Source organism: Streptomyces sp. 2P-4 (assembly GCF_030167965.1).
GTDB classification, from domain to species: domain Bacteria; phylum Actinomycetota; class Actinomycetes; order Streptomycetales; family Streptomycetaceae; genus Streptomyces; species Streptomyces globosus_A.
Map to the genome: position 1 here is coordinate 3,917,671 of NZ_CP095011.1, position 19,028 is coordinate 3,936,698.

14 protein-coding genes and 4 rRNA genes are annotated in these 19,028 nt (G+C 68.2%); 9 read left to right on the top strand and 9 right to left on the bottom strand.

Annotated features, from left to right (window positions below):
- Window positions 1-7: 7 nt before the first annotated feature.
- From rrf (MUK52_RS17290) to MUK52_RS17305, 4 genes are all read left to right on the top strand, one after another.
- Window positions 8-124: ribosomal RNA gene (gene rrf / locus MUK52_RS17290) — 5S ribosomal RNA — on the top strand.
- 110 nt (window positions 125-234) lie between these two features.
- Window positions 235-594 carry a hypothetical protein gene (locus MUK52_RS17295; RefSeq protein WP_114058161.1) on the top strand — a complete coding sequence of 120 codons (360 nt, stop codon included), beginning with the start codon at window positions 235-237 and terminating at the stop codon, window positions 592-594.
- An 80-nt stretch (window positions 595-674) separates the two neighbouring features.
- Window positions 675-881: a hypothetical protein gene (locus MUK52_RS17300; protein WP_162793312.1), complete on the top strand. Its 207-nt coding sequence runs from the start codon at window positions 675-677 to the stop codon at window positions 879-881.
- A gap of 87 nt (window positions 882-968) precedes the next feature.
- Window positions 969-2,024, top strand: coding sequence for a DNA polymerase III subunit beta family protein (locus MUK52_RS17305; protein ID WP_428985503.1), 1,056 nt, complete (start codon window positions 969-971; stop codon window positions 2,022-2,024).
- On the opposite strand, the gene MUK52_RS17310 is transcribed toward MUK52_RS17305, so the two are convergent.
- Together MUK52_RS17310 and MUK52_RS17315 are read right to left on the bottom strand one after the other, a co-directional pair.
- Window positions 2,017-2,709 (bottom strand): SDR family NAD(P)-dependent oxidoreductase, encoded by a 693-nt coding sequence (locus MUK52_RS17310; RefSeq protein WP_284578035.1) that lies wholly within the window; start codon window positions 2,707-2,709, stop codon window positions 2,017-2,019. The two genes, MUK52_RS17305 and MUK52_RS17310, sit on opposite strands and share 8 nt — an antisense overlap.
- Window positions 2,710-2,891: 182 nt before the next feature.
- Window positions 2,892-3,494: a dihydrofolate reductase family protein gene (locus MUK52_RS17315; protein WP_284578038.1), complete on the bottom strand. Its 603-nt coding sequence runs from the start codon at window positions 3,492-3,494 to the stop codon at window positions 2,892-2,894.
- A 658-nt stretch (window positions 3,495-4,152) separates the two neighbouring features.
- Here MUK52_RS17315 and MUK52_RS17320 point away from each other — a divergent pair.
- From MUK52_RS17320 to MUK52_RS17335, 4 genes are all read left to right on the top strand, one after another.
- Window positions 4,153-5,676: ribosomal RNA gene (locus MUK52_RS17320) — 16S ribosomal RNA — on the top strand.
- Between the two features lie 282 nt (window positions 5,677-5,958).
- Window positions 5,959-9,067, top strand: a 23S ribosomal RNA gene (locus MUK52_RS17325).
- A 74-nt stretch (window positions 9,068-9,141) separates the two neighbouring features.
- Window positions 9,142-9,258: ribosomal RNA gene (gene rrf, locus MUK52_RS17330) — 5S ribosomal RNA — on the top strand.
- The 16S, 23S and 5S rRNA genes sit together here, the layout of an rRNA operon.
- 109 nt (window positions 9,259-9,367) lie before the next feature.
- Window positions 9,368-9,934 carry a GNAT family N-acetyltransferase gene (locus tag MUK52_RS17335; protein WP_284578041.1) on the top strand — a complete coding sequence of 189 codons (567 nt, stop codon included), beginning with the start codon at window positions 9,368-9,370 and terminating at the stop codon, window positions 9,932-9,934.
- Between the two features lie 3 nt (window positions 9,935-9,937).
- On the opposite strand, the gene MUK52_RS17340 is transcribed toward MUK52_RS17335, so the two are convergent.
- The 7 genes from MUK52_RS17340 to MUK52_RS17370 all read right to left on the bottom strand — a co-directional run bounded on the left by MUK52_RS17340 (window position 9,938) and on the right by MUK52_RS17370 (window position 18,118).
- Window positions 9,938-11,488, bottom strand: a complete 1,551-nt coding sequence (locus MUK52_RS17340) for a type VI secretion protein (protein ID WP_246042737.1) — start codon at window positions 11,486-11,488, stop codon at window positions 9,938-9,940.
- 37 nt (window positions 11,489-11,525) lie between these two features.
- Window positions 11,526-12,944 (bottom strand): ATP-binding protein, encoded by a 1,419-nt coding sequence (locus tag MUK52_RS17345; RefSeq protein WP_114058155.1) that lies wholly within the window; start codon window positions 12,942-12,944, stop codon window positions 11,526-11,528.
- An 18-nt stretch (window positions 12,945-12,962) separates the two neighbouring features.
- Window positions 12,963-14,498, bottom strand: coding sequence for an SCO6880 family protein (locus MUK52_RS17350; protein ID WP_114058154.1), 1,536 nt, complete (start codon window positions 14,496-14,498; stop codon window positions 12,963-12,965).
- 17 nt (window positions 14,499-14,515) lie between these two features.
- Window positions 14,516-15,844: a hypothetical protein gene (locus MUK52_RS17355; protein WP_284578044.1), complete on the bottom strand. Its 1,329-nt coding sequence runs from the start codon at window positions 15,842-15,844 to the stop codon at window positions 14,516-14,518.
- Entirely contained in the window at window positions 15,834-16,661 is an 828-nt protein-coding gene (locus MUK52_RS17360; RefSeq protein ID WP_284578046.1) for a hypothetical protein, read from the bottom strand. Before MUK52_RS17360 ends, MUK52_RS17355 begins: the two co-directional genes overlap by 11 nt.
- 103 nt (window positions 16,662-16,764) lie before the next feature.
- The gene (locus MUK52_RS17365) at window positions 16,765-17,073 is read right to left on the bottom strand and encodes a DUF8827 family protein (RefSeq protein WP_114058151.1); all 309 of its coding nucleotides are present in this window, start codon (window positions 17,071-17,073) and stop codon (window positions 16,765-16,767) included.
- Between the two features lie 202 nt (window positions 17,074-17,275).
- On the bottom strand, window positions 17,276-18,118 hold the full coding sequence (locus tag MUK52_RS17370; RefSeq protein WP_284578049.1) for a pentapeptide repeat-containing protein: 843 nt from the start codon (window positions 18,116-18,118) through the stop codon (window positions 17,276-17,278).
- Window positions 18,119-18,211: 93 nt separating this feature from the next.
- Between MUK52_RS17370 and MUK52_RS17375 the strand changes: the two genes are divergently transcribed.
- Window positions 18,212-19,000 carry a thioesterase family protein gene (locus MUK52_RS17375; RefSeq protein ID WP_114058149.1) on the top strand — a complete coding sequence of 263 codons (789 nt, stop codon included), beginning with the start codon at window positions 18,212-18,214 and terminating at the stop codon, window positions 18,998-19,000.
- Window positions 19,001-19,028 lie beyond the last annotated feature (28 nt).

The window sequence follows — 19,028 nt, forward strand, 5'->3', positions numbered from 1 at the left end:
ATAGTGTTTCGGTGGTCATAGCGTTAGGGAAACGCCCGGTTACATTCCGAACCCGGAAGCTAAGCCTTTCAGCGCCGATGGTACTGCAGGGGGGACCCTGTGGGAGAGTAGGACGCCGCCGAACAATCATTGTGGGAAAGCCCCGCACCAGCTCTGGTGCGGGGCTTTCCTGCGTTTCAGGGCAATGTCGAGGCCCGTCTCGGTATCCTGGCGGCGTTCCCCTGGAGGAGTCCGATGACAGCACAGCAGGTGGAAGACGGCGACCGCCCCCTGATCCCCCAGCCGGCCATGACACGCGAGGCCCTGCGGGACGCGGTGCGGCGGATCGACATGCCGAGCCTGGCGGCGCTCGACAAGGAATGCCACGAGGCCTTCGACCGGGCCGCGGAGACCGGGGCGATCAACCCGCTTCGCTTCTTCCTGATCAAGTGGGCCACCCACGTGGCGATCCACCGCTGGCCGGCCCGCGCGGCCACCCTCCGCGAAGCGGAACGGATCGCGGGCGACCCCGCCTCCACCGAGCAGCAGTTCCAGGACGCCATGGCAACGAGCAGCCGCATCCTCGCCGAGGCCCAGCGGGAAATCGGCCTGTGACTCCGCGCGGCGAAGCCGTCGAGAGCGACAACGGCTGGGCATGGGAATGCGACCCCAGCCGGCTCTGGGTTCTCGGGGACATGCCGACGGAACAGCAACTGCTCGTCAGCGCCGTCATGGACGGGCTCGTCGACCTGGCCTCCCTGGGCATCGACCCCAAGGACGGCAGCCTGCACGAGGACGAGAATCCGATGCGGCTTCGGACGTACGAGGACGAGCACCTCCTGCTCTGGTACCAGACCGTCCCCCACCGCCGGCGGGTGTATCTGAAGCGGGTCAACCTCTAGCCCCGCAGGAAGCCCGCTTCCCGGAAGCAGCCTTGACCTTCGAGTCGGTTGAAGATTGAGGATGGCGCCGTGCCAGAAGACGAGCTGATGCCGATAGGGGCCTTTGCCCGACGCAGTGGTCTGACCGCCAGCGCGCTGCGGTTCTACGCCGACTCCGGGCTGCTGCCGCCCGCCGAGACCGATTCCGCCTCGGGCTACCGCTACTACAGTCCCGGCCAGCTGGCCCGGGCCGTCGCGCTGCGGCGCCTGCGTGAGGTCGCCATGCCGCTGGCCGGTGTCGAGGCCGTGCTCGGGGCGGAGGCCGGTGAGGCGGCTCGGCTCCTCGACGAACACGTCGCGCAGATCATGGACCAGGCCGCGGCCGTGCGTGAGAAGGCCGCCGTCATCAGGGCCGCACTCGGCGAGGAGACGCGGCTTCCCCTCGGGGCCCTGAAGGGGCCCGTACTGGCGGATGCGGTCGAGCAGGTGCTGACCGCGACCGCGTACGAGCCCGGGACACCCGCACTCGCAGGCGTGCGCGTCGAGGTGGATGCCGAGGCGGTCACCCTGACCGCGACCGACCGGTACCGACTCGCCACCAGGACGCTCGTGCCGGCCGAAGGGCCGGTGCGGGCATGGGCCGGCACGGTCGACGGCGGGGAGCTGCGGGCCGCGGTCGGCGAGATCCGGCGCAGCCCGAGAGTGCGTCTCGAAGCCGTCCCTCACGGCATCCGGCTGTGCCTCGGCGGTCGGGGAGACCGGCACTGCCGGCTCGTGTCGGAGGACTTTCCCGATCACCGGCTGATGCTCGCGTCACTGGGCGGGGCCACCACTCGTGTGACGGTCTCGAAGGAGCTGCTCCTGCGGGCGTTGGAGGAGCAGCCCGGTGCGGACGTCGTGCTGCGGGCGGGCGGCCACGGACTGACCGTCGGAGCGGTGGACGGCGCCGGGACCCGTGTGGCGGTGCCGGCCACCGTGGCGGGACGGGCGTTGCGGGTGCGGTTCGAGGTGACCACCCTCTATCCCGCGGTGAGCACCGCGATCGGGCCCGACGTCCTGCTCGACCTACGCGGCCACGACCAGCCCGTCACGGTCCGCTCGGCGGACCGCGGCGACCTCACCACCCTGGCCATGCCCGCTGCCCTGGCGGGCGCCGCTACGTGACCGCCGCCTCACGCGCCAGGCCCCGCGCCGTGTACCGCCCGCTCTGCGGCCGCTCCGCGACCAGGCGCAGCAGCAGCGGGGCCACCTCCTCCGGTGTCGGCAGTGCGCCGAGGTCCGCGTCCGGCTCGGCCGACGCCATCATCGGTGTCGCCATCGACCCCGGGTCCGCCCACCACACCCGCAGCCCCGGCTCCTCCACGGCCAGGACACCCGACAGCAGGTCCAGCCCGGCCTTGGTCGCCCCGTACGCCCCCCAGGTCGGGTAGGCCGTGACCGCCGCGGCCGAGCTGAGGTTCAGTACGGCGCCCCGGGGGGATGCCCGCAGCAGCGGCAGCGCCTCCTGGACCAGTGCCAGCGGTGCCACGAGGTTCACCTCCAGGGCGCGGCGGAACCCGGCCGGCGACTGCTCCGCCAGCGGCACCAGGGGCTCCGCCCCGAGCACCGCCGCGTTGTTCACCAGCAGGTCCAGCCCGCCGAGCCGCCGTGCCGCCGCCACCAGCGCGGCGCGGTGCGGGCCATGGCGTACGTCGCCGGCGAGCGCGACCACGCCGGGCCTGTCGGCCGCCCCGGAGAGCGCGCCGGCGTTCCGCCCGCTCACCACCACGCTCCAGCCCTGCCCCGCAAGCTCCGCGGCCAGGGCTCGGCCCAGGCCGCGGGAAGCCCCCGTCACGATCGCCACTGCCATACCCGCCCCCGCCATCGGATGTGCCTGCCCCGTCGGCGCCACCGTAGGGGTGCGGCCGGGTTCGGCGCCTGGGTCGCCGGTCCCACGGGTGCAGGGACTTTGGTCGTGGTCCCCCAGCCCGGAGCCATGTTGTCCGGTCGGGGCGGTGGAGGCGGCGTACGAGGAGACGCGGCACGCCCTGGTCAGTGAGACGGGTCCTGGGCCGCCCGGTAGGTGCAGACCTGGACGCCCGTGGGGCTGGTGACCGCGGAGACCAGCTGCAGGGAGCGCTTGCTGCCAGACGTCGGGAAGATGGTCTTGCCGCCGCCGAGGACGACCGGCATCACGTTGAGGCGGAGCTCGTCGACGAGGCCCTCCTCGATCAGGGTGCGGACGAGCGAGGGGCTGCCCATCACCACCAGGTCGCCGCCCTCGCGCTCGCGGAGCTCCCGGATCGCGGGCACCGGCTTGTCGCCGGCGATGAGGGAGGTGTTGTTCCACGTCAGGTCGGCGGCCGTGAGCGTCGAGGAGACGACGTGCTTCGGGAGGGCGTTCATGCGGTCCGCGAAGGGGTCGCCGGCCCGGTCCGGCCAGGCGCCGGCCATCGTCTGCCAGGTGCGCCGCCCGAAGAGGAGGGCATCCGCGCCGGCGAGGGCGGCGTCGAAGGCGCCGCCGACCACCTCCGGATCGAAGAACGGCGCCACCCAGCCACCGTGGGCGAAGCCCCCGTCCCGGTCCTCGTCCGGCCCGCCGGGCGCCTGTACGACACCGTCCAGGCTGATGAACTCGGTGACCACGATCCGCATGCGACTCACTCCTCGGGAAGGTCCTGCTCTGGCTGTGTCTACCGGATGGAGACCGCAGCCGGACGGGGAACTCATCGGTCTCTCCGCGGTTGCGAGCGGACGCCTGGGGTCTTTGACACCCGTGGGGCACGGATGTAGAGTGGAACGGTTGCCTGGAACGGATCGTTCGGCAACGAACCCCAAGCAGACCTCGTACCCGGGACTCCAAGCCCCGGGTGCACAGTCGACTCCGTGTTCGGAAATTCGAAGCCGGGAAATCCGGTGGAAAACTTCTGATAGAGTCGGTCTCGCCGAAAGGGAAACGCGAAAGCGAGTCCCGGAAGGCGAATCCCGCTTCGACCGGGAATCGGACACGAAAGAGTCTGATAGAGTCGGAAACGAAGAACGAAAGCCCGGAGGAAAGCCCCAGTAAGTGTTACTGCGGGTGAGTACGAAGGAAGCGTCCGTTCCTTGAGAACTCAACAGCGTGCCAAAAATCAACGCCAGAAGTTGATACCCCGTCCACTCCGGTGGATGAGGTTCCTTTGAAAAAGACCTGTGAGGCTTCCTCTGGAAGTGCTTGCAGGCAACAACACAGCGAGGACGCAGTGGTCAGTCGGTCTTATTCCGACATGACTGGCCCGCTCTACGTGTGTGTGCACCGGATTACCGGTAAACATTCATGGAGAGTTTGATCCTGGCTCAGGACGAACGCTGGCGGCGTGCTTAACACATGCAAGTCGAACGATGAACCTCCTTCGGGAGGGGATTAGTGGCGAACGGGTGAGTAACACGTGGGCAATCTGCCCTTCACTCTGGGACAAGCCCTGGAAACGGGGTCTAATACCGGATACGACTGCGGAAGGCATCTTCCGCGGTGGAAAGCTCCGGCGGTGAAGGATGAGCCCGCGGCCTATCAGCTTGTTGGTGGGGTAATGGCCTACCAAGGCGACGACGGGTAGCCGGCCTGAGAGGGCGACCGGCCACACTGGGACTGAGACACGGCCCAGACTCCTACGGGAGGCAGCAGTGGGGAATATTGCACAATGGGCGAAAGCCTGATGCAGCGACGCCGCGTGAGGGATGACGGCCTTCGGGTTGTAAACCTCTTTCAGCAGGGAAGAAGCGAAAGTGACGGTACCTGCAGAAGAAGCGCCGGCTAACTACGTGCCAGCAGCCGCGGTAATACGTAGGGCGCAAGCGTTGTCCGGAATTATTGGGCGTAAAGAGCTCGTAGGCGGCCAGTCACGTCGGATGTGAAAGCCCGAGGCTTAACCTCGGGTCTGCATTCGATACGGGCTGGCTAGAGTGTGGTAGGGAGATCGGAATTCCTGGTGTAGCGGTGAAATGCGCAGATATCAGGAGGAACACCGGTGGCGAAGGCGGATCTCTGGGCCATTACTGACGCTGAGGAGCGAAAGCGTGGGGAGCGAACAGGATTAGATACCCTGGTAGTCCACGCCGTAAACGTTGGGAACTAGGTGTTGGCGACATTCCACGTCGTCGGTGCCGCAGCTAACGCATTAAGTTCCCCGCCTGGGGAGTACGGCCGCAAGGCTAAAACTCAAAGGAATTGACGGGGGCCCGCACAAGCGGCGGAGCATGTGGCTTAATTCGACGCAACGCGAAGAACCTTACCAAGGCTTGACATATACCGGAAACATCCAGAGATGGGTGCCCCCTTGTGGTCGGTATACAGGTGGTGCATGGCTGTCGTCAGCTCGTGTCGTGAGATGTTGGGTTAAGTCCCGCAACGAGCGCAACCCTTGTCCTGTGTTGCCAGCATGCCCTTCGGGGTGATGGGGACTCACAGGAGACCGCCGGGTCAACTCGGAGGAAGGTGGGGACGACGTCAAGTCATCATGCCCCTTATGTCTTGGGCTGCACACGTGCTACAATGGCCGGTACAATGAGCTGCGATACCGTGAGGTGGAGCGAATCTCAAAAAGCCGGTCTCAGTTCGGATTGGGGTCTGCAACTCGACCCCATGAAGTCGGAGTCGCTAGTAATCGCAGATCAGCATTGCTGCGGTGAATACGTTCCCGGGCCTTGTACACACCGCCCGTCACGTCACGAAAGTCGGTAACACCCGAAGCCGGTGGCCCAACCCTTGTGGAGGGAGCCGTCGAAGGTGGGACTGGCGATTGGGACGAAGTCGTAACAAGGTAGCCGTACCGGAAGGTGCGGCTGGATCACCTCCTTTCTAAGGAGCACAGTACCGATTGCAGGCAAACGTTCTGCACGGTCAGCTCATGGGTGGAACGTTGATTATTCGGCACGGTTTGACCTGATGGTCTTCGAGTACTGCTTCGGCGTGGAAAGAGGACACGGAGGGCGGATCGTGTCGGGCACGTTGTTGGGTCCTGAAGGCACGGCCGTCTGGCTAGTCTTCAGTGCCGGCCCCAGTGAACTCGCCAGCTTGTCTGGTGGGGTGATGGGTGGCTGGTCGTTGTTTGAGAACTACACAGTGGACGCGAGCATCTGTGGCCAAGTTTTTAAGGGCGCACGGTGGATGCCTTGGCACCAGGAACCGATGAAGGACGTGAGAGGCCGCGATAGGCCCCGGGGAGCTGCCAACTGAGCTTTGATCCGGGGGTGTCCGAATGGGGAAACCCGGCAGTCGTCATGGGCTGTCACCCGCTGCTGAACACATAGGCAGTGTGGAGGGAACGAGGGGAAGTGAAACATCTCAGTACCCTCAGGAAGAGAAAACAACCGTGATTCCGGGAGTAGTGGCGAGCGAAACCGGATGAGGCCAAACCGTATGCGTGTGATACCCGGCAGGGGTTGCGCATGCGGGGTTGTGGGAATGAGCTTCAGTCGTCTGCCGGCGGCTGGGCGAGTCAGAAACCGTATGGATAGGCGAAGGACATGCGAAAGGTCCGGCGTAGAGGGTAAGACCCCCGTAGCTGAAATCTGTGCGGCTTGCTTGCTCATCTCCCAAGTAGCACGGGGCCCGAGAAATCCCGTGTGAATCTGGCGGGACCACCCGCTAAGCCTAAATATTCCCTGGTGACCGATAGCGGATAGTACCGTGAGGGAATGGTGAAAAGTACCGCGGGAGCGGAGTGAAATAGTACCTGAAACCGTGTGCCTACAAGCCGTGGGAGCGTCGGGATCTTCGGATCCTCGTGACTGCGTGCCTTTTGAAGAATGAGCCTGCGAGTTAGCGGTGTGTAGCGAGGTTAACCCGTGTGGGGAAGCCGTAGCGAAAGCGAGTCCGAACAGGGCGTTTGAGTTGCACGCTCTAGACCCGAAGCGGAGTGATCTAGCCATGGGCAGGTTGAAGCGGAGGTAAGACTTCGTGGAGGACCGAACCCACCAGGGTTGAAAACCTGGGGGATGACCTGTGGTTAGGGGTGAAAGGCCAATCAAACTCCGTGATAGCTGGTTCTCCCCGAAATGCATTTAGGTGCAGCGTCGTGTGTTTCTTGCCGGAGGTAGAGCACTGGATAGGCGATGGGCCCTACCGGGTTACTGACCTTAGCCAAACTCCGAATGCCGGTAAGTGAGAGCGCGGCAGTGAGACTGTGGGGGATAAGCTCCATGGTCGAGAGGGAAACAGCCCAGAGCATCGACTAAGGCCCCTAAGCGTACGCTAAGTGGGAAAGGATGTGGAGTCGCAGAGACAACCAGGAGGTTGGCTTAGAAGCAGCCACCCTTGAAAGAGTGCGTAATAGCTCACTGGTCAAGTGATTCCGCGCCGACAATGTAGCGGGGCTCAAGCGTACCGCCGAAGTCGTGTCATTGCAGTAATACTCCCAACGGAGTCTGTGATGGGTAGGGAGCGTCGTGTGCCGGGTGAAGCAGCCGCGGAAGCGAGTTGTGGACGGTTCACGAGTGAGAATGCAGGCATGAGTAGCGATACACACGTGAGAAACGTGTGCGCCGATTGACTAAGGGTTCCTGGGTCAAGCTGATCTGCCCAGGGTAAGTCGGGACCTAAGGCGAGGCCGACAGGCGTAGTCGATGGACAACCGGTTGATATTCCGGTACCCGCTTTGAAACGCCCAATATCGAGGCGAGCGATGCTAAGTCCGTGAAGCCGTCCTGGATCCTTCGGGTGAAGGGAAGTGGTGGAGCCGACGAACCGGACTTGTAGTAGGTAAGCGATGGGGTGACGCAGGAAGGTAGTCCAGCCCGGGCGGTGGTTGTCCCGGGGTAAGGGTGTAGGCCGAGGGGTAGGCAAATCCGTCCCTCATACAAGGTTGAGACCTGATGCCGAGCCGATTGTGGCGAAGTGGATGATCCTATGCTGTCGAGAAAAGCCTCTAGCGAGTTTCATGGCGGCCCGTACCTAAACCGACTCAGGTGGTCAGGTAGAGAATACCGAGGCGTTCGGGTGAACTATGGTTAAGGAACTCGGCAAAATGCCCCGTAACTTCGGGAGAAGGGGGCCATTCCTGGTGATAGGTCTTGCACCTTGAGCTGGGGTGGCCGCAGAGACCAGCGAGAAGCGACTGTTTACTAAAAACACAGGTCCGTGCGAAGCCGTAAGGCGATGTATACGGACTGACGCCTGCCCGGTGCTGGAACGTTAAGGGGACCGGTTAGCTCCATTTCGGTGGGGCGAAGCTGAGAACTTAAGCGCCAGTAAACGGCGGTGGTAACTATAACCATCCTAAGGTAGCGAAATTCCTTGTCGGGTAAGTTCCGACCTGCACGAATGGCGTAACGACTTCTCGACTGTCTCAACCATAGGCCCGGTGAAATTGCACTACGAGTAAAGATGCTCGTTTCGCGCAGCAGGACGGAAAGACCCCGGACCTTTACTACAGTTTGATATTGGTGTTCGGTTCGGCTTGTGTAGGATAGGTGGGAGACTGTGAAGCGGCCACGCCAGTGGTTGTGGAGTCGTCGTTGAAATACCACTCTGGTCGTGCTGGATGTCTAACCTCGGTCCGTGATCCGGATCAGGGACAGTGTCTGATGGGTAGTTTAACTGGGGCGGTTGCCTCCCAAAGGGTAACGGAGGCGCCCAAAGGTTCCCTCAGCCTGGTTGGCAATCAGGTGTTGAGTGTAAGTGCACAAGGGAGCTTGACTGTGAGACCGACGGGTCGAGCAGGGACGAAAGTCGGGACTAGTGATCCGGCGGTGGCTTGTGGAAGCGCCGTCGCTCAACGGATAAAAGGTACCCCGGGGATAACAGGCTGATCTTCCCAAGAGTCCATATCGACGGGATGGTTTGGCACCTCGATGTCGGCTCGTCGCATCCTGGGGCTGGAGTCGGTCCCAAGGGTTGGGCTGTTCGCCCATTAAAGCGGTACGCGAGCTGGGTTTAGAACGTCGTGAGACAGTTCGGTCCCTATCCGCTGTGCGCGTAGGAATATTGAGAAGGGCTGTCCCTAGTACGAGAGGACCGGGACGGACGAACCTCTGGTGTGCCAGTTGTCCTGCCAAGGGCATGGCTGGTTGGCTACGTTCGGGAGGGATAACCGCTGAAAGCATCTAAGCGGGAAGCCTGCTTCAAGATGAGTATTCCCACCTCCTTGAGAGGGTAAGGCTCCCAGTAGACGACTGGGTTGATAGGCCAGATGTGGAAGCCCGGTAACGGGTGGAGCTGACTGGTACTAATAGGCCGAGGGCTTGTCCTCAGTTGCTCGCGTCCACTGTGTTAGTTCTGAAGCAACGAACTCGCCTTGCCGGCTTGAGTTCAACTTCATAGTGTTTCGGTGGTCATAGCGTTAGGGAAACGCCCGGTTACATTCCGAACCCGGAAGCTAAGCCTTTCAGCGCCGATGGTACTGCAGGGGGGACCCTGTGGGAGAGTAGGACGCCGCCGAACAATCATTGTGGGAAAGCCCCGCACCAGCTCTGGTGCGGGGCTTTCCTGCGTTTCAGGGCAGATTGAATTGCGGTGCGGTGCGCGCCGGCCCGTGATTGGATCCGGGTGCATGGAACAGTTTGTGATCCGGCCCGTACGGACCGACGAATGGCAGAAGGTCAAGGCGCTCCGCCTGGAGGCCCTCGCCGACCCGCTCGCGCCCATGGCGTTCCTGGAATCCGTCGAGGACGCCGCTGCCAAACCCGACGCGTACTGGCAGGAGCGGGCGCGCGGGGCGGCCGAAGGCGTCCACGTCCGGCAGTTCATCGCCGAGACCCCCGACGGACAGTGGGCCGGCTCGGTGTCCGCCTTCGTCGAGCCCGTCGGCGGCGCCGACTTCCTCGAGCGGACCGTCGACACCGACCAGGCGCATTTCGTCGGCGTGTACGTGCGGCCGGAGTGGCGCGGGCGCGGACTGACCGACGCCCTGTTCACCGCCGCGCTCCAGTGGGCCTGGTCGCTGGAGGAGCCGCGGCTGGAGCGCGTCCGCCTGTTCGTACACGAGGACAACGCGCGGGCCGGCGGCTTCTACCGGCGCTACGGGTTCCGGCCGAGCGGGCTCGTCATCCCCAAGCCCGGCGACCCGGCGGCGAAGGAGCTCGAGTACGTCTACCCCCGGCCCGCGGCCCGGAGGTAGAGGTCACGGAGCCGGAGTACGGGCCCCCGGCCGGGGCGGCGCGGTCGCGTCGGCCGGGGGCTCCGCGGGCCACTGAGGCCAGCGGGACCGGGCCTGCTCGCGGCTGCGGCACAACGCCAGCAGCGGCAGCACGTCCTCCGCGAGGAGGTCCGGCAGCTGCGGGACCGGGGCGACGGCCGCCACGTCCTCCAGGACCAGGGTCAGTGGTGGGTCGAGCCGGCCGCGGGATGACCGTGCGGCCATGCGGCGGCCGTGCTCGACCACGCTCGACGCGAGTGCGGTCAGCAGCGGCATCGCACCCGGGTGGGCCGCGGGTTCCTCCACGGATTCACCCACCACATAGAGGGTGCCCCCCTCCTGCAGGAACGATGCCAGCGCCAGCGCATCCGTTCGGTTCGGATTGCAGGCCTCGCGGATGTGCACCGACGTCAGGCACGCCAGCGCCCGTGCCGTCAGATGCCGGGCCTGGTCCCGTCGTTCGGGATACGCGGTGAGGGCACTCTCCAGCTCCCCGGCAGCCCCTGCCGCCGCCTGCGGGTGCGTGCGCAGGATGCGGACCGCCTCCTGCACCCCGGTTCCCTGTGCCCAGCGGTGCAGCTGCTTGAACGGGCGGCCGTCCAGCGCGGCCGCCTGTAGCCAGCTCCGCACCAGCGTCTCCGCCGTGTCGGCGACAGCCTCGTCCATGCGCGCCCGCGGTCGTACGGGGGCCAGCAGGGCCGTGGCGCGGACGGCCGCGGTGTCCCGGTCCGTGCAGCCCTCCGCCGGGTTCCAGTGCATACGGGCCGGGGTGTCGCACAGGTGCGACGGGTCGTACAGGAGGACCGGGCCCAGCTTCGCGCGGCCGTCCTTCGTGTCCGCCCACAGCGCCGGTGAGGACGTCACGACGAGCGCCGCGCCCTCCGCGGACGCGAGATGGGCCGCCGCCAGGCGGCGGCGCTCGCCCGGGGCCCCGTACGCCAGACGGCCCGCCGGAGCGGCCGCCGGGGCCTCGGCGCGGGGCGGGTGGCCGAAGCCGTACCGGTACGCCTCGTCCGTCGGCCCCCCAGCGGCCGGGGCGGGGACGGCGGGCGCCGGCTTCGGCAGGGGCGGCTTCGGCGGATCCGGCACCGGCACCGGCACCGGCACCGGATCCGGTTCCGCAGCCTGCGCAGTCGGCTCCGGCGGGGCGCTGCGGGCGCGGGCCCGGCGCGCCTTCGTGCGGGCCACGGCGCCGATCACGAACACGGTGAGCACGAAGAGGACCAGCAGCTGCCCGACGAACAGGCCCCAGAAGAGCCCCCAGCCCGACAGCGCCGCCGGGTCCGTCGCCGGCCAGGCGCCCGGCAGGTCGTGCGGCTCCGCTATCAGGGCGCGGACCGCGTCGGGTGTGCGGCCGAACGTGACGGTGGCCGGCCAGGCGCCCTTCGCGAGGAGCGCGGCCAGCCCCGTCGAGGACCACACGAGCACGGCCAGTCCCAGGAGGAACGCGAGCAGGGCGACCAGGAGGCCGTCCGGGACGCCGCGGGAAGGGGCAGGGCCGGGGCCGGCCGGGCGTCTCGTGCCGCTCTCGTGCATCTGGTGCCTCTCGTACTCCGCGGGGCTCGCCGGCCCCTCACGCCACCGTCGTCGCGGATCCCGGTCCGCCGCCCTGGTGGCGTTCCATGAGCAGGGCGCGCTGCTCCGCCTCCAGTTCGGCCGCCAGCAGGTCGTCGGGGAGGGGGTGCGCGGTGGCGGACTCCGTCATCGCGCGGTCGGTGTAGACGAGGGGGCGTTCGGCTTCGGTGATCAGGTGTTTGACGACCTGGACGTTGCCGTTGACGTCCCACACGGCGATGCCCGGGGTGAGGGTGGGGATGATCTCCACCGCCCACCGGGGCAGGCCGAGGACGCGTCCGGTGGCGCGTGCCTCGTCGGCTTTCTGGGCGTAGATCGTGCGGGTCGAGGCCATCTTGAGGATGGCGGCGGCCTCGCGGGCGGCCGCGCCGTCGACGACGTCGGACAGGTGGTGGACGACGGCGACGAAGGACAGGCCGAGGCGTCGGCCGAACTTGAGGAGGCGCTGGAACAGCTGGGCGACGAAGGGGCTGTTGATGATGTGCCAGGCCTCTTCGACGAGGAAGATGCGCTTCTTGCGGTCCGGGCGGATCCAGGTGTGCTCCAGCCACACGCCGACGATCGCCATGAGGATGGGCATGGCGATGGAGTTGCGGTCGATGTGGGAGAGGTCGAAGACGATCAGTGGGGCGTCGAGGTCGATGCCGACGGTCGTGGGCCCGTCGAACATGCCGCGCAGGTCGCCGTCGACGAGGCGGTCGAGGACGAGTGCGACGTCGAGGCCCCAGGCCCGTACGTCGTCTATGTCGACGTTCATGGCCTCGGCGGAGCCGGGTTCGGGGTGGCGGAGCTGCTCGACGATGTCGGTGAGGACGGGCTGGCGGTCGCGGATGGTGTCGACGACGTAGGCGTGGGCGACCTTCAGGGCGAAGCCGGAGCGTTCGTCGAGGCCGTGGCCGAGCGCCACCTCGATGATGGTGCGGAGCAGGGCGAGCTGGCCGGTCGTGGTGATGGCCGGGTCGAGGGGGTTGAGGCGGATCCCGCCGTCGTTGGCGGCGACGGGGTCCAGGCGGATGGGGGTTATCCCCAGCTGCTGTGCGATGAGGTTCCATTCGCCGACGCCGTCCTCGCCCTGGGCGTCGAGGACGACGACCTGGCGGTCGCGGAAGCGGAGCTGGCGCAGGACGTACGTCTTCTCCAGCGCGGACTTGCCGTTGCCGGACTCGCCGAGGACCAGCCAGTGCGGGGCGGGGAGCTGCTGGCCGTACAGCTGGAAGGGGTCGTAGATGTACCCCTTGCCGCTGTAGACCTCGCGGCCGATGATCACGCCGGAGTCGCCGAGGCCGGGGGCGGCGGTGGGCAGGTAGACGGCCTGGGCCTGGCCGGTGGAGGTGCGGACGGGCAGGCGGGTCGTCTCGACCTTGCCGAACAGGAAGCTGGTGAAGGCGTCCGTGAGGGCGGACAGCGGGTCTCGCATGGCGGCCTTTCCCTCCAGCTAGCGTCGGATGCCGGTGGCGAACGGCAGGGTGTTGACGAAGGCGCGGTGGTGTTCGCGGTCGCACCACTCCAGCTTCAGGTAGGACTTGCCGGCCGAGGCGCGGATGGTCCTCTTGTCGCGGGCGAGGGCCTCCGGTGAACGCGAGGACACGGTGATGTACCCGACGAGGTTGACTCCTGCCGCACCGCTGGCGAGATCTTCACCTCTTTGGTCGAGCCGGCCGTGGGCGGCGATGTCGCGGGGGTCGACGGTGCGGTTCATCTTCGCGGCGCGGGAGGCGTCCGCCTCGTCGTTGGTCTTCTCGGTGAGCATCCGCTCGATGGCGATCTCGGTGGGTTCGAGGTCCATGGTGACGGCGACGGTGCGGATGACGTCGGGGGTGTGGACGAGGAGCGGGGCGAGGAAGTTCACGCCGACGGGGGTCATGGGCCACTCCTTGATCCAGGCGGTGGCGTGGCACCAGGGGGCGCGGGTGGAGGACTCGCGGGTCTTGGCCTGGAGGTAGGTGGGTTCGACCGCGTCGAGTTCGGCGGGCCAGGCGTTGCGCTTGGTCATGGCCTGGATGTGGTCGATGGGGTGGTCCGGGTCGTACATGGAGTGGACGAGGGAGGCGAGGCGGCCCTGTCCGAGGGGCTGGCGTACCCGGATGTCGGCCTCGGCGAGGCGGGCGCAGATGTCGGTGAGCTCGCGGGCCATGACGATGGCGAGGCCGGAGTCGCGGTCGAGCTTGCGGCCTTTGCGGCCGCCGGCGCGGGCGATGGTGTGGGCCTCGGCGGCGAGTTCGCGCGTGTAGTGCATGCAGGCGACGAGGTAGGCGCGGTGCTGCTCGGAGGAGGTGGAGACCATCGACTGCAGCTGGTCGTAGGAGTCGCGCAGCCAGACGGGGGCGGTGGGGTCGCCGCGCTGGATGACGTCCTTGGCGTGGGCGTCGGGGTCGGCGGGGAGGGTGCGGGCGAGCATCTGGAGGCGGGTGACGAAGCCGTCGCCGTTGGCGACGTGCTTGAGGAGGGTGCCGAAGCGGTCGACGAGGGCCTCCTGGTCCTCGCTGTCGCGCAGGCCCACGCCGGGGCCCTCGATCTCGATGGCCGCAGTGACGGTCCTGCGGTCGGCGTGCAGGAGGACGGCGATCTCGTCGGGTCCGAAGGGTGCGGAGAGCCAGCTGATACGGCCGATGCCGGGGGGCGGGCCGACCTCGACCTCGCGGCCGTCGGCGCGGGTGCCGGCTTCCATGGCGCCGGAGCGGTACGCGGTGCCGCGGCGCAGGATGCGCTTGTAGCTGCGGTTGATCTCGTACCACTTGTAGAAGGTGCGGCCGCGGTAGGGGACGTAGACGGCGGCGAGGGCGAGCAGGGGGAAGCCGACGAGGGTGACGATGCGCAGGGTGAGGTCGGGGACGAGCAGTCCGCTCATCATGCCGAGGAAGGCACCCGCGATGATCAGGGCGATCTCGCCGGTCTCGCGGTTCTTGCCGATGACGGCGTTCGGCCGGGCGCGGCCGATGAGGTAGGTGCGGCGGGGCGCGACCGGGTGCATCTGGTGGGACTGGGCCGTCAACGCCCGTCACCTCCTGTGTTCCTCGTGCTCGTCGAGCTCGTGCGGGGCGCGGGTGCGGCGGCGGGGAGGGTTCCGCTGCCGCCGCCGGTGGGGCGGCTGCTGTGGGCGGCCACGCCTCCGGAGAGGGGGTTGGCGGGGGCGGGGGTGGTGCCGCCGCCGGAGCGGTGGGCGCCGCGGCTGCTGTGGGTCTTGATGCCCTGGGAGACGAGGGAGGCCGGGCTGCTGATGACGGCGGCGGCCTGGGCGCCGTCGGTGGCCTTGGTGCGGCCGGCGCGGGCGGCGGCGATGTCGTCTCCGAAGCCGGGGACGAAGCGGTAGATCATCGCGGAGGCGAAGATGGCCAGCAGGATGATCGCGAGGCCGGAGACGACGGCGGAGAAGGCGTTGGGGCCCTTGTCGCCGGCGAGGGCGCCGGCGAGGCCGAGGACGATGACGATGACCGGCTTGACGAGGATGACGGCGATCATGATGCCGGCCCAGCGGCGGACGTGGCCCCAGAGGTTGCGGTCGACGAGTCCGGAGTAGACGACGACGCCGAGGAGGGCGCCCACGTAGAGGAGGGCGGCCCGGATGAAGAGTTCGAGGAAGAGGATTCCGGCGGCGAGGACGGTCACGAGGGAGACGACGATCAGCATGATCGGGCCGCCGCCGATGGAGTCGCCCTTCTTGAGGGCTTCGGTGAAGGAGCCGAAGAACATGTCGGTCTGGCTGCCGCCGGCGGAGGCGATGACCTCGGTGACGCCGTCGGTCGCGGAGACGACGGTGTAGAGGATCAGGGGGGTGAAGGCGGAGGCGAGGACGGTCAGCCAGAGGAAGCCGATGGCCTCGGAGAGGGCGGTGGCCAGGGGGACGCCGCGGATGGCGCGCTTGGCGACGGCGAGGAGCCACAGGACCAGGGTGAGGACGGTCGAGGCGGCGAAGACGATGGCGTACTGCTTGAGGAAGGCGTCGTTGGTGAAGTCGACGTTCGCGCTGCCGTTGACGGCTTTGCCGAGCTCGGTGACGATCCACGCGGCGGCGTCGGCGCAGCCCTTGGCGAGGGAGCCGAGGGGGTTGAGGGCGTCGGCGGGGTCGGTGGGGGCGAGGCCGGTGCGGGGGGCTCCGCCGGTGGCTGCGCCGTTGCCGCGCTCGCAGAAGTCCCTGGCGGGGCCCACGATCAGGTCGCACCGGTTGTCGTTCGGCGACGCCGAGGGGGACGGGGATGCCGGGGGTGTTGCTGCCGGTGTCGTCGGCGGGGCGGCGTAGGCGCGGGTGGCGAAGAGGATGGCGGCGGCCTGTACGGCGGCCAGCGCGCCTGCGGCGCGCCGGATGGGGCTACCGGGCATAGGTGAAGCCTCCGTACTCCGTTGCTGCCTTGGCGATCTCTTCGGCAGTCGAGGCCGTGCGGTCGGTGTGGACGGGGGCGGGGCCGTCCTTCTGCGCGAAGCTGTCGACCTTCCAGTCGTTGTCCACCCGGCGGAGCGTCAGCGTCATGGTGAACCAGTCACTGCTGACGGGGTTGGTCGAGCCGACGCCCGCGGTGCCGAAGACTCCGGTGCACCAGACGTCGATGACGGCTGCGCCGTCCGTGTACTTGACGGCTTTGGTGCCGACGGGGACCGTCCGGGAGACGTAGGTCAGGCCCGGGGCGGCGTTCCCGTTGGCGTCGAGTCCCGCCCTGTCGAGGAAGGGTTTGCCGTAGGCCTGGTCGAGTCTGGGTTCGATCTCGGCGACCTTGTCGGGGGCGAAGACCTGGCGGACGATCTGGCGGCGCATCTGCGGTTTGAGGATGTCCGCCGAGACCAGGGCGACCGCGTAGTTCGCGGCGGCCGACTGGGCGCCCTGTTGGTCGGCGGGGAAGCCCGTCGGGATGCCGGTGTTCTTGCCGTCGACCGGGCGGGTGCCGGTCGGGGCGGTGGCGGAGGCGGCCGGGGTGTCGTCGGTGCCCGCGGGCTCGGGTGTGTCGCCGGACTGGTTGGCGAAGGCGATGGCCGCGATCAGCAGGACCACCACGCCGACCACCGTGACGAGGCTGCGCGAGGCGCGGGGGGTGCGGCGGGGGGCGCCGTACGGGTCGGTGTCGGCGTCGGGGAGGCGGGTGCGGGTCTGGCCCGTGCCGCCGATGTCGCCGTGGCCGCCGCCGTACTGGTCGTCGTTGCTCATTGCCTGTCCGCCCCCTCCGCGTCGTACGACGGTAGTGCTGGTTCCCGCGTGGATGCGGTGTGGTGGTGATCGGGCCCTGGTCCGGATCCGGCGGGCGGTCCGGCTAGACGGCCATTCCGTAGACGATGGTGAACAGCGTGCCGAGGGAGCCGATGATGAAGACGCCGGTGAGCCCGGCGACGATCAGGCCCTTGCCCTGTTCGGCGCTGAAGGTGTCGCGCAGCGCGGTGGCGCCGATGCGCTGCTTGGCGGCGCCCCAGATGGCGATGCCGAGGCAGATGAGAATGGCGACCGCCATGATCACTTCGATCATGATCTTCGCTTCGTTGCCGAGACTGCCGAAGGGCCCCCAGTTGGGGGCGATTCCGCCGATGATGGTGGTGATGTCGCCCTTTTCGGCTGCCAGGATCATGTAACTCACCGCCCCTGTACGGGTAGTTCCGGTAGCCCGTGCCGACGGCATGGGTCACCCACTATCTTCGCTGATGAAACCCCGGTCATACGTCGACTTGACGGGCTTCTTTGCCCGGTGTCCCGGGGCTTGGCCCGTCCGGGGCGCTGACCTGCGGTGGTGACGGTGTGTTTGTCTGACGGTCCGATGGTCGGATGGTCCGTCAGTCCCAGTGCGCGGGACGGGTGAGGCCCGCCGGAATCCTGGTGCCGGCGTCGCCCCGGGCGGCGCCCAGCTGGGCCTGGGTGAGGAAGAGGGCGTCGCGCAGGTCGGCTCCGCGCAGGTCGGTGTCGCGGAAGTCGGCGCCGATGAGGTCGGCGAGGCGGAGGTCGGCGCCGGAGAGGTCCGCGGCGATGAGGTAGGCGCCGCGGAGGTTGGCGCCCCGCAGGTCGGCTCCGGCGAGGCGGGCGCCCATGAGGTCGGCGCCGCGGTGGCTGCGGCGGCGGCCGGGGGCCCCGGCGCGGACGAGTTCGCTGGTCTCCAGGAGGAGGGTGTTGATGCGGCTGCGGAGGTCCGGGAGGTCCAGGTCCGCCGTGAGGGCGTCGGCGCCGGCGGCGGTCCAGCGGGTGGTCTCGTCGAGGAGGGCGCGCAGCCGGGGGTGCAGGGGGCGGGCGGCCGGGCGGGCGAGGGCTTCGGTGACGTAGAAGAGGAGTTCGTGGAGCTGCCGCATGAGGGGGAAGACCTCGAACATGCGGCGGGCGGTGCCGGGGTGGCTGCGCCAGTCCTCGCCGCCGAAGGTGACCTGGGAGACCTGCTGGCCGGCGCCGAAGCAGTCGAAGGTGGTGCAGCCCTGGAAACCGGAGTCGCGCAGGCGGGTGTGGATGCCGCAGCGGAAGTCCTGGCGGAGGTTCGTGCAGGGGGTGCCGGCGGCCTTGTCCACGGCGAAGTCGTTCGACCTGGCGAAGGGGAGGGCTACGCAGCACAGGGCGAAGCAGTTCGCGCAGTCGGCGCGGAGGCGGTCCCTGTCGTGGGGGTCTGCGGCGGGGGTGGCGGGGGTGGCTGGCACCTCCCCATTGTCACAGCCCGGGCCGGGAGGCGGGTGCTGGGGCGGGCTGCGGGGCCTGGTGCCCGGCGTTACCGGGGGGTAGCGTCCGGGGGCATGGCGTTCTACGAGCGGATCGACGGGGAGCGGTTCCTGGCCACCGAGGACACGCGGGGGCCGTGGGATGCGGGGGCGCAGCACGCGGGGCCGCCGGCCGCGCTGCTCGGCCGGGCGGTCGAGGAGCGGGCGGGGGCGCGGCCGGACATGCGGATCGCGCGGATCACCTTCGACATCCTGCGGCCGGTGCCGCTGGGCGTGGTGTCCGTACGGGTGCGGGAGCTGCGGCTGGGCCGGAGCACCGAGGTGGTGGAGGCGGAGCTGGAGCCGGCGGGCGCCGGGCAGCCGGCGGTGGTCGCGCGGGCGCTGCGGGTGCGGGTGGCCGGGGACGGTGTGGTGCCGGCGGTGGCGGAGGGGCCGCGGCTGCCGCCGCCGGGGTCGCTGGCGCCGTCGCCGTTCTATGCGGTGCCGTGGGAGCGGGGCTACCACACGGCGATGGAGATGCGGTTCGCCGAGGGGGGCTTCACCGAGCCGGGGCCGGGGGCCTGCTGGATGCGGATGCGGGTGCCGCTGGTGGCGGGTGAGCCGGTCGGGGCGCTGGACCGGGTGCTGGTCGCGGCGGACTCCGGCAACGGGATCAGCGCGGCCGTCGACTTCAGGCGGTTTGTCTTCGTCAACAGCGACCTGACGGTGCATCTGCACCGGCACCCGGCGGGCGAGTGGGTCGGGGTGCAGGCGCGGACGAGCGTCGACCCGGCGGGGATCGGGCTCGCGGACTCGGTCCTGCACGACGAGAAGGGGCCCCTCGGCAGGGGGGCGCAGAGCCTTTTCGTGGCGCCGCGCCCCTGACGGCGGGCCGGCCGGCGGGCCGGTCAAC

What these genes read in the sequence shown, in the direction of transcription:
- MUK52_RS17340 (WP_246042737.1), bottom strand. Translation starts at nt 11,488, where the DNA reads ATGCACGAGAGCGGCACGAGACGCCCGGCCGGCCCCGGCCCTGCCCCT.
- MUK52_RS17365 (WP_114058151.1), bottom strand. Translation starts at nt 17,073, where the DNA reads ATGATCCTGGCAGCCGAAAAGGGCGACATCACCACCATCATCGGCGGA.
- MUK52_RS17335 (WP_284578041.1), top strand. Translation starts at nt 9,368, where the DNA reads ATGGAACAGTTTGTGATCCGGCCCGTACGGACCGACGAATGGCAGAAG.
- MUK52_RS17305 (WP_428985503.1), top strand. Translation starts at nt 969, where the DNA reads ATGCCGATAGGGGCCTTTGCCCGACGCAGTGGTCTGACCGCCAGCGCG.
- MUK52_RS17375 (WP_114058149.1), top strand. Translation starts at nt 18,212, where the DNA reads ATGGCGTTCTACGAGCGGATCGACGGGGAGCGGTTCCTGGCCACCGAG.
- MUK52_RS17355 (WP_284578044.1), bottom strand. Translation starts at nt 15,844, where the DNA reads ATGCCCGGTAGCCCCATCCGGCGCGCCGCAGGCGCGCTGGCCGCCGTA.
- MUK52_RS17360 (WP_284578046.1), bottom strand. Translation starts at nt 16,661, where the DNA reads ATGAGCAACGACGACCAGTACGGCGGCGGCCACGGCGACATCGGCGGC.
- MUK52_RS17315 (WP_284578038.1), bottom strand. Translation starts at nt 3,494, where the DNA reads ATGCGGATCGTGGTCACCGAGTTCATCAGCCTGGACGGTGTCGTACAG.
- MUK52_RS17295 (WP_114058161.1), top strand. Translation starts at nt 235, where the DNA reads ATGACAGCACAGCAGGTGGAAGACGGCGACCGCCCCCTGATCCCCCAG.
- MUK52_RS17310 (WP_284578035.1), bottom strand. Translation starts at nt 2,709, where the DNA reads ATGGCAGTGGCGATCGTGACGGGGGCTTCCCGCGGCCTGGGCCGAGCC.
- MUK52_RS17300 (WP_162793312.1), top strand. Translation starts at nt 675, where the DNA reads ATGCCGACGGAACAGCAACTGCTCGTCAGCGCCGTCATGGACGGGCTC.
- MUK52_RS17350 (WP_114058154.1), bottom strand. Translation starts at nt 14,498, where the DNA reads ATGCACCCGGTCGCGCCCCGCCGCACCTACCTCATCGGCCGCGCCCGG.
- MUK52_RS17345 (WP_114058155.1), bottom strand. Translation starts at nt 12,944, where the DNA reads ATGCGAGACCCGCTGTCCGCCCTCACGGACGCCTTCACCAGCTTCCTG.